General features: G+C 72.8%; 9 protein-coding genes. 1 reads left to right on the forward strand and 8 read right to left on the reverse strand.

The window, feature by feature from the left end:
- Window positions 1-23 precede the first annotated feature (23 nt).
- Window positions 24-3416, forward strand: coding sequence for a CHAT domain-containing protein (locus tag ACFVVU_RS37430; RefSeq protein WP_387794245.1), 3393 nt, complete (start codon window positions 24-26; stop codon window positions 3414-3416).
- A gap of 28 nt (window positions 3417-3444) precedes the next feature.
- On the opposite strand, the gene ACFVVU_RS37435 is transcribed toward ACFVVU_RS37430, so the two are convergent.
- From ACFVVU_RS37435 to ACFVVU_RS37470, 8 genes are all read right to left on the reverse strand, one after another.
- Window positions 3445-3735 carry a hypothetical protein gene (locus ACFVVU_RS37435; protein WP_387794247.1) on the reverse strand — a complete coding sequence of 97 codons (291 nt, stop codon included), beginning with the start codon at window positions 3733-3735 and terminating at the stop codon, window positions 3445-3447.
- A gap of 138 nt (window positions 3736-3873) precedes the next feature.
- On the reverse strand, window positions 3874-4068 hold the full coding sequence (locus ACFVVU_RS37440) for a hypothetical protein (protein WP_387794248.1): 195 nt from the start codon (window positions 4066-4068) through the stop codon (window positions 3874-3876).
- 308 nt (window positions 4069-4376) lie between these two features.
- Complete coding sequence (locus tag ACFVVU_RS37445; protein WP_387794250.1) at window positions 4377-5240, reverse strand: DUF6884 domain-containing protein; 864 nt, start codon at window positions 5238-5240, stop codon at window positions 4377-4379.
- Entirely contained in the window at window positions 5237-6004 is a 768-nt protein-coding gene (locus tag ACFVVU_RS37450; protein ID WP_387794251.1) for a DUF317 domain-containing protein, read from the reverse strand. Before ACFVVU_RS37450 ends, ACFVVU_RS37445 begins: the two co-directional genes overlap by 4 nt.
- Before the next feature lie 95 nt (window positions 6005-6099).
- Complete coding sequence (locus ACFVVU_RS37455; RefSeq protein WP_387794253.1) at window positions 6100-6675, reverse strand: hypothetical protein; 576 nt, start codon at window positions 6673-6675, stop codon at window positions 6100-6102.
- 27 nt (window positions 6676-6702) lie between these two features.
- On the reverse strand, window positions 6703-7536 hold the full coding sequence (locus tag ACFVVU_RS37460; RefSeq protein ID WP_387794255.1) for a DUF317 domain-containing protein: 834 nt from the start codon (window positions 7534-7536) through the stop codon (window positions 6703-6705).
- 203 nt (window positions 7537-7739) lie between these two features.
- Window positions 7740-9191, reverse strand: coding sequence for a DUF317 domain-containing protein (locus tag ACFVVU_RS37465; protein ID WP_387794257.1), 1452 nt, complete (start codon window positions 9189-9191; stop codon window positions 7740-7742).
- 29 nt (window positions 9192-9220) lie between these two features.
- A partial coding sequence (locus tag ACFVVU_RS37470) for a hypothetical protein (protein ID WP_387794258.1) occupies window positions 9221-9596 on the reverse strand: 376 nt, incomplete at its 5' end.

Here is a 9596-nt window from a genome sequence, read left to right on the forward strand (position 1 = left end):
TTTTCTGCGATTGGGGGCGGCAGATGTTGGCGCACGATGACGGCAAGGACGATGAGCACGGCCTGGCGACCGGGTCGGACAACGAGTCCGACCCGGACTCCTCAGCGGTGCAGTCGGGGCGGCGCGCGTTCGACCTGGTGGCCGAGGGGGTGCGGCTGGAGCGGTACGGGCGCACCACCGAGGCCGAGGAGCTCTTTCGAGAGGCGGCGAGCCTCGGTGACCCCGGGGGGATGTACAACTGCGGGCTGCTGGCGGAGCGCCGGGGCGACTTCGAGTCGGCGCGCAGGTACTACACGTGGGCTCACCTCGGAGGGCATCCGGAGGCCGCCAACAACCTTGGGGTGCTGCTCTACAACGCTGGAGACCCGAAGGCGCTCGACTGGTTCCGGACGGCGGAGGCGATGGGCCACCCGCAGGCCGCCGGCAATGTGCGCACGGCCCTCGCCACCTCCCAGCGCCCGCAGCCGACGCGGGGGCCGTCGCGGCTCTCCGCCTGGCGGCCGACAAGGCGCAAGGCTGCGGCGCGCGCACTCCATCGGGACGCCGAGGCCGCATACCGCGTCTTCACCCTGACCAGAAACGACGCCTCACTGGTCCGAGCGGTCACCCTGGCCCGGGAGGCGGTGAAGGTGGTGACCAAACGCGATCCGCTCCGGGCGGAGATGCTGTCGGCCCTTCGCGACCTGCTCCGCGAGCGGTACGACCTCTACGGACGCAGCGCCGACCTCGAGGAGACGATCGACATGGCAGTAGCCGCGTTCAAGGCCACCGCGGCCGACGACCCGCAGCGGCCGCTGGCCGCACAAGCCCTGATCGCCACCCTGAACCGGCAGCTCGAACTCGATTCGGACCCTGGCCCCCTGGAGTGGGCGGTGGAGAACATCGGGCGCCCGCTGCTGACGTATCCCAGCGGGGACCCGCACGCGCGGATGGCCCTCGCCGCGAGTCTCTGTGGGGCCCTGTCCAAGCTTGCCGAACGGGCCAACGCGGACACGGGACTGGACGACGCCGTCGCGTTCGGCGAGCAGGCGGTCGCGCTCGCGCCCCCCGGCGACGCCCTGGCACTCAACAACCTGGGGGCGGCGCTGGTGGTGCGCGGGACCCAACGAGGTTCACTGGACGATCTGAACGAAGCGATCGCGACCCTGAGCGCGGCCCGTACCGGCGACGACCCACGGCACGCCGTGCGCGCCGCCACCAACCTCGCGTCCGCCCTGCGCGCCCGGGCCAGTCTGACCGGACGGGAGGCCGACCGCCGGGCAGCGCGAGAGCAGGCGGAGCGGGTGAGCCAGGGACCGGGGGCGGCCCCCGAGCACCACCTGGAAACTTTGATCAGCTCGGCGTTCGCCGCCGAGGGCCCCGAGGCGGCCGAGGTGGTCCGCCGCGCGCTGGACGCGGCACCGGCCGACCACGCGGGCCGTTCCATGCTGCTGGCCCGTCTGGCAGTGCTGCTCGACGCGGCTGGTGACCGGACGGCGGCTGTCACGGCGGCCCGGGAGGCGACCGCCGCCGCGAACGACGCCCTGTCCCACTTGGACTCGCACCGCACGCTGGGCCGCGTGCTGCTGAACGTCGCCGAGGAGGAGCCCAGGAGCGACGGGGAGCCCGGCGGCCCGAGCCCGGTCGACGCCTACGCAGCGAGCTCGGAGGCGGTCGACGCGTTCACAACGGCCGCCGAGGCCTGTAGCGCCGGGCACATCGCCTTCTCCCAGGTGATGTTCGACCGGGCGGCGGCGCTGCTGGCGCGCCATCGGCTCGGCGGCCCGGAGACCGATCGGGCGGGGGCGCTGGACTCACTGCGTACGGCGGCGAACGCTCCGGGCTCCTCCCCGCAGGACCGACTCCTCGCCGCCAGGTTCTGGGCGGGGGAGGCATGGGAGGCAGGGGACGCGGTGGAGGCCCTGGCAGCCTCCACCGCCGCGGTCCGCCTGATGCAGGAGTTCGGGTGGATGGGCCTCGACCGGGACGACCAGGAGCGAAGCCTGCGCGGCGGGGCGGCGATGCCCCGCGAGGCGGCGGCCCTGGCGATCGAGACCGGCCGGCCCGAACTCGCCGTCGAGCTGCTGGAGCAGGGCCGGTCGGTGTTGTGGCATGCCGCCCTGCAGTTGCGTGGCGACCTCGCCGCCCTGTCGGCACGGGCACCGGAACTGGCAGCCGCGCTGGAGCAGATCCGCTCGGCGCTCGCCGACGGCACGTCGCCGGCAGGCGCGGTGGAGCTCGACCCAGAAGCCCGGCTGCGCCTGATGACCCGATGGGCCCGGCGGCTGGCGGAGGTGCGGGCTCTGCCCGGGCTCGAGGACTTCCTCGCCCCGCCCCGCTTCGAGGCCCTCGCCCCTGCGGCGGCCGACGGACCGGTGATCATCGTCAACATCAGCAGCATCCGCTGCGACGCGATCATCCTGCTGCCGGAGGGACGGCTCAAGGTCGTACCCCTGAATGGTGTGGAGATGCGGGAGATGGACCGGGTCGCCAATACCTACGTGCAGCACCGCGAGAATGCCGTCGGCCCCGACGCCACCGGCCTGACCAGGGAACGGAGCCGGCACACCACACACGACACCCTGGAGTGGCTGTGGGAGCACATCGCCTCCCCGGTCCTCGAACATCTGGGAGAGGCGGACGGCTCCGGGACGCCACCCCGGATCTGGTGGTGCCCCACCGCCTCGCTGACCAACGTGCCCCTGCACGCGGCGGGCCGCTACCCGCGCAATGCGGCCGACCCTACCGAGCCAGTCGGCCTGCCGTTCCTGACCGTGTCCTCGTACACGACCACGCTGGCCTCACTCGTTGAGAGCCGAAAGCGGCCGAAGGCGGCCGGAGCCAAGGTGCTGGCAGTTGCGGTCACCGACACCGGCCGGGGTCACGCCGTCCTGCCCGGGGTGGCGGACGAGGTTCGGGCCTTGACCAAGGTGCTCGACGGCGCGCGGTTGACCGTGCTGCTCGACGGGGCCGCCACCACTACGACCGTACGGCAGCAACTGCCCGGCCACGGGTGGGCGCATTTCGCGTGCCACGGCGTGCTCGACCCGACCTCGCCGTCCTTGGCCGGTCTGTCCCTGCGGGATGGCGAGCTGAGCGTCATGGACATCGCCGAGCTCAGACTGGAGGGAGCCGAGCTGGCCTTCCTGTCGGCCTGCCACACCCGGGTCAGCGGCGGGCAGCTCCTGGACGAGGCCATCCATCCGGCCGGTGCCTTTCGGATGGCCGGATTCCGGCACGTGGTGGCGACACTGGGGAGCGTCCACGATCGGGCTGCGCCGGTGGTGGCCGCCGAGCTATACCGGCACCTCGCCGGCTCGGCCGGCCTCGACGCCACCGGTACGGCTGCGGCTCTGCACCGAGCGGTGGCCACCCTCCGTACCAACCACTTGACCGACCCGACAGTCTGGGCACCCTTTGTGCACGATGGACCGTAGTGGAGGCGGCGGGGTCCACCCCCGCCGCTCACGCGGTGGGGCTGACTCTCCAGGCTTCCTGCCGATGCGTCAATGCGTCCGGCGAGCTTGCCCATCGCGTGGGCCTCGTCGACAATCCGCGCGCCGCCGTGCCGCTGGTGGGCGGCGCAGCGAATCCCGAGAGCTTGTAGTTGGCCGCGTTGGCGGTCTCGTTGGCGTCCGACTGGGTGGTGTAGTCGGTGGTGCCCTGCGGCCGGTGCTGTCCGACCGCCTGCAAGTACGTCACGAACCCGGCAGGTGGCGGGCGAAGGTGGTGCCAATAACTGCTGGTTTGTGCCAACTAGAGGCTGTATTGGCATTCGGAGAGCGTCATCAATGATGATTCCAGTCCTGGTGGCCAGGTTCCAACTGCCGTGTCACGGCTCATCAGGCATGCCATAGACATCCCGATCTTGGTGACAAATATCGGCGCTATGTGTCAAGTAAAGGCATCAGCCGCAGGGCTGGCGGCGTGCAGGGTGCCGCGCGGGTCGATGACCCAGCTCCAGCTGCGGGCGGCCAGGAACTCGGTGATCGCGTACGGGCTTCCGGGGCCCACGAGCCAGCTCCGGTGCTCGACGACGGCGCCCGCTTTGAGCCCGGGGACGGTGGGGGCGGTGATCGCCACGGTCATGTTGGTCGCCTCTCTTCGTGGGAGGCGTCCATGTTTGCTTGGCTGTGCCCTATTCGCGTAGTTGATCCTGTCTGCCGCAGGCGAACATCGCCGTCCCGAACACGAAAGCCCCTGCCGGTGGGCTCAGGGCTCACCGGCAGGGGCACGAAGGTCCGGCCGAGCGGGACGGTGTCGGGCGGCGCATGCCCGGGGGTGTTGGCAGCACGCCGCCCGTCGAGCTGTCCAACGACCCTCACGAGAGCCGGAAACGGCCCGCAGCGGTACGTCTGATCGCCGAGGTCCTGCGGAACGCCGACCCGCCGGCGGGGTCAGGATCGGCGTCGTGCGGGGCCTTCGGCACGAGGGGCTGCGGGCCTGGTGCCTGCCCCTGCGGCGGTCGGCGCCGTCGGGCGTCCGATGGTCCTGGCCGCGGCGACGGCCGGCGAGCGCCGTGGTGTCGTGCGGTCCGCCCAGGCCTCGGCCTGTTCCCAGCATGCCGCCCGTAGGTCCGCGTGCGCCGGGTCGTAGTACTCCCTGAGCAGCCTCAGCTGTTCGCCGATGCCGCGCGTTCCGGCCAGCGGTAGCACGCTGTGCGGCACTGCCGGGCGCAGCACGTCCGCGTAGCCCGCTCCGCCGAGGAAGACCACCTCGGCGTTGGGGAGGTCGAATGCCTCGGCGTGCCGTCGCAGGGTCTCGCTGGTGACGGCCCCGGTGTCGGTGATGGCCATGTCGTAGGGGCCGAGCAGGCGGTCGGGGCGTACCAGGCCATGCTTGGCGGAGAGGATGAGGACGGTGCCCCAGTCGCCGGTCAGGGCGTCGGCGGCGCGGCGCAGTGCGCGGTGGTAGCTGCCGGTGTAGAGCTTCCCGGCCGGCAGCCATGTCTGCGGGTCGGCGGTGGCCTTGCGGGAGCCGCAGGCCACGATGACCGCTCGCCGTCGCGGTGCGGCGGCGCCGTGACGGAGGGCGTACTGGCGGCCGCTCTCGGTGATGTGGACGGTGACGGCGTGGGCCTGGTCGTAGGTGAAGCGGTGGCCGCTGGACAGCGGTCGGAGCCACGCGAGTCCGTGGTCGGCCAGATACTGCAGGGTCCGTCCGTGGACGGCGACGGGGAGGAGGTGATCGGGGTCGGTGGCGGCGGCGAGGACGGCTTCGTGAGCGGTTCGAGGCAGGGTATCGCCCGGGACGGCGCTCACCGACGCGAGAGGGCGGCGCGGACGTCGCCGCCGAGGTTGACCGGTGCTGCCGGGGCCGGTCCGGTGGCAGGGTGGACCGAGCGGATGAGGGCGCTTCCGGCGTGGGCGGCCAGGGCACGGCTGCTGCCGCGGACCGGGGCAACCGGGTTGACGGTGGCCTGCGCGGGCAGGGTGCGCAGGTCGGCGCCATAGCGGCGGACGGGGGCCGGGTTGACGACGGCGCTGTACAGGGAGGACACCAGGCGGGTCGGCGTTGCCGAGGACGCGGTGATCCACCAGCGTTCGTCGTCGGTCCCTCCGGTGATCACCCAGCGGGCCTTGGTGCCGGCCAGTTCGGCGTCCGGGTCCAGGTCGTCCGGGAGGTGGTGGACCTCGGCGTAGCCGTCGGGTGACTGCCACAGGGGGTGGGCAAGCCGCTCGTCCTGGACGGTGCGCCAGCCCGCTGCGGCAAGGGTGTCGTCGAGGTCGGTCGGGTAGGTGTCGGTGAGGTAGTGCTCGGGGCCCTCGGCGTGGGCGGCGACGAGGTCGGTGGCGAAGTCGGCGACGATCTCGGCAGGGGTGTTGTCGTCCATGGTGATGAGCCAGGCCGGTGTTCCGTGGAAGGGATTGCGGGAGGCCACTGCCTTCCACAAGGGCCCGGGGGTTTCCGGGAGGAAGCCGAACCGGATCCGCAGGTCCGGTGAGGCCAAGTACACGTTGGCCACCGGGTCGTCGCCCATGAGCCAACGGGCGTTGGCGAGCCGGCTGATGGCGACGTGGGGCATGCCTTCGCCGGGGACGAGGTGGCGGGGGGAGACGAAGTACTCGCGCGCGGTGTTGGCCGGATGGTGGGGCGAGTCGGTGCCGGGGGTGGATAGGGTCAGGGCGTTCTCCTGGAGGGGCGGGTCGGCGGGAGAGCTGGCCGTTGCGGGGCGGCGGCCGGTGGCAGGGGGGCGGTTCCTCGCGCCTTGACGGTGTCCTTCGCGTGGGCACGTGCGGCGCTGGCTCGACGGTGGGCCTCGATCACGGCGGGGGCGTGCTCGGCCCACACCGTCATCTCGTGCCAGACCTCCACTGCCATCTCCTCACGCCTGCGGGGGTGGAGGGGGTCGCTGGTGTTGGTGATGTCGCGGATGGTTCCGTGGGCGGAGGTGTATGCACGGCTGAGTTCTTGGCGGCGGTGCCGCAGGCGGGTGTTCTGCGGATCGGTATTGAGCGGGAGCCGCGTGGCGAAGAGGAAAGCGGCCCCGTACCTGAGGATCTGCGTGAAGTGGTCCCAGGCGGCGAGGTCGCGTTCGACGACGCGAGTGCTCCAGCCGTCGGTGTCGACGACGTTGCCGCTCTCGTCGCAGAAGCTGTCGTTGACGGTGTCCCAGGCGTCCATGGCCTGTTGGATGCCGCGGGCGGCTTCCTCGACGACGGCGAGGGCCACGGCGGCCTGGATGGCCCTGTACATGCTGGGGATGGCGGGTGTCCTTCGTGGTCAGCGGGTCCGGCGGCGGGCGGCGGCCGGGGTTTGGGCCAACTCGGCGGCCGGGACCGGGTGGGGCGCAATGGCGGTGCTGCGCAGGTGTGCGGCGGCGAAGCGGGCTGGCATCGGGGGTGTGAGGGTGGTGATGGTGGCGTGAGGCCAGTGGTGCGGCGGGACCTCGATGGGGCGGCGGACCAGAGGTTCGGGATCGGCGAGGGCCCGGTACATCGCGGCGATGATCGCCGGCGGTGTGGTGGACGAGAATTCCGCGCTCCAGCTGTGGCGGCTGTCCTGGGGGCCGCCGGTGAAGGCGTAGACGGTGCCCGGGGGATGCGCGCTGGGCGCTGGGTCGGCGGGCTCGCGTACGACGAGGGTGGCGAGGGCGTCGGGTGCCTGGTGGACGAGGATGCCGTCGTTGTCGCGGAAGGACAGCCAGCCGGGCGCGGGGCTCCAGGATGCGAGGTCGGGAGGGGCTGCAATCGCCCGTGGGTTGCGGTCGCCGGGCGGGTCGTCGCGCAGGGCTTGGGCCAGCGCGGTGAGGGCGGGTCGGACGACTTCTCCGGGGGTGTGGCGGGTGATGGCCGCGTGCCACAGCGGCCGTTCCTCGGTGTCCTGGACGTCGATGCTCAGCGCCGGGCCGCGGGTGGACAGGCGGGCTTCGTAGACCTTCGCCCGGTGGCAGGGGCTCGTCGCCCGGTCACCGTGCCGGTGCACCGCTGCCGCGACGCTCCATCCGTGTTCCCGCGCGAGGTGGTGCAGCTCTCCGCGGTAGTCCGCCGGCCCTCCCGCGAGGTAGCGGGGTGTGACGGCCACCAGCTGGGGGCGGGGCCGACCATCGTTGTTCATCGGGGTCTCCGTGTCGGCGGGTGCGGGGTCGGCGGGGCGGTGGGAAGTTCTCGCGTCGCCGCTGCTCACTCGGCCAGGAGCTGGCTATCGTGCGGCACGGTGCGCGCGCGCCGGCGCGGCCATGGGGCTGGATCGCGCGACGGCGCCGGCTTGGGTGCCGGGGCTGGGGGCAAGGCCTCCGGAGGCTGGGCGGCTGGGCTGGTTCATCTGCCGGGAGCCGGTGCGGACGCGTGGGCGGGCGTGGGCGGTGCGGCGGCGCTCGCGGCGGCGGTCCGGGTGGAGAAGGGGCGGGTGCGGCGGCTGCGTGAGGCCTGGGCGGCCGGTGACAGCGCAATGTCGGCCGCCTCCATCCGTAGGGCGTCAAGGTGCTGGGCCGGAACGTGGTCGGGGCGGCGCGTGACCGGGGCCGGGTCGGTGACCGCCTCCGCGAGGGCGCGGACGAGATGGAGAGGGGTGAGGGAGGTCATGGCGGCGCGCCAGCGCTGCCCAGGTGCTCCGGTGACGTCGATGGTCGCGCCCCAGTGGGAGGTGTGCGCGAAGGCGTCGGCCTTCGCGGTCCCGGGGGCGAGGAGGCCGTGGGTGAGGCGGGCGGTGGCGTATCCGTCGGGCGACACCAGGTGCAGGTCGGCGTCGTCGGTGTGAACGATCCATCCGGCGTCGGTCAGCGGCTCGACGGCGTCTCCGACGCTCATACCGGGCCCGGGGATGAGCGTGGCATCGGTGCCGAGGTCGATGTCGGCGGCCAGCGAGCCGGTCAGGCTGTCCAGCCAGGCGCGGGTGATCTCGGACGGCACGACGCCGGTGAACTCGGCGGTCCATGCCAGCCGGGATCCGGGCCCCTCCGGCCATGGTCCTGCGGTCACCTGCAGCCTCCGGTCCTGCACGGCCTCGACGAGCACACGTCGGCAGGAGCTTTCGACCCGCTCCGGGCGGGTGCGGTGCCACAGGGCCGAGCCGCCAGGCAGCGGCACCGGGCCCGGGTCGGCACCGGCCAGGTGGCGGGGCGAGACCCGGACCCGCTGCGCCGACAGCGGCGCGACCGCCTCGATGCTGATGAACTCCCGGTGGGCGGAGGGCAGATCGGCGATCGGGCGAAGGGCTGGGCGCAGCAGGGTCACGGCGGCGCTCTGGAGAAGGACGGCGGGGGTGCGGGCGCTGAAGACGGTGCTCCAGGTGCCCTCTTCGGCGGCGCCGGTGAGGACGGTGGGGGCGTCGTCGGATCCGATCGGTCGGGTGAGCGCAGCGCGGCGGTCGGGTGCGAGGAGGACGTCGTGGCCGTCGCGCTGTTGGTGGGCCCAGCCGCCCTCGCTGAGGACGGCGAGTGCGGCGTCGTGGCCGGGGAGGGGGTGGAGGAGTTGCTGCGGCCAGTGCTCCAGGCCGTGGGCCAGGGTGTGCAGGACGGAGGTGGCGATCTCGGCCGGGGCGCGGTCGTCGAAGGTTGCGCTCCAGCGGGCGCGCGGCGAGTGGGGGCTGGGGACGGTGAGTTCCCACCGGTCCGGGTCCGGGCGCCGGGCCAGGTGCACGTGGCCGTCGGGGCTGGCGAGCAGTAGGTCGTCGCCGACCCACCCGAAGTGGGTGGTGAGGGTGGTCGTGACGTCGCTGGCGCCGCGGCCGGCGAGGTGGAGCGGGCGGACGAGGGCGTGATCGGTGGGCAACCGGGTCTTTCTGGCAGGGGCCCGGCGGGTCAGCGCCCGGGCGCGGTGGTGCGGAAGGTGCTCGGTGGCGGCGTTGGGGTCAGGGCCGCGACCGGGGTGTGGAGGAAGGTCTGGGTGCGGGTGCGGGCGGCTGCGCTCCGGGGCGACGGGGGCTCGTCGAGGCAGGCTGCGGCGTTGCGCAGCAGGGCGTGCTGCGCGGCCGGGGATCGGGAGGACAGATCGCTCAGGTGGCGGGGGGTGGCGAGGTCGAGCAGCGAGCGGACGTCGATGCCGGCGGCGTCGAGAATGGCCTGCAGGGCGGCGGCCTCCACTAGGAGCTGTTCAAGGTTCGGATCTTGGAGTGACTCAGTTTCGGGCCAGTGTCTCTGGTAGAACTCGAGGACGTGGCGCGTTTTGACGTGACGG

Source organism: Kitasatospora sp. NPDC057965 (genome assembly GCF_042887135.1).
Taxonomy (GTDB): Bacteria; Actinomycetota; Actinomycetes; order Streptomycetales; family Streptomycetaceae; genus Kitasatospora.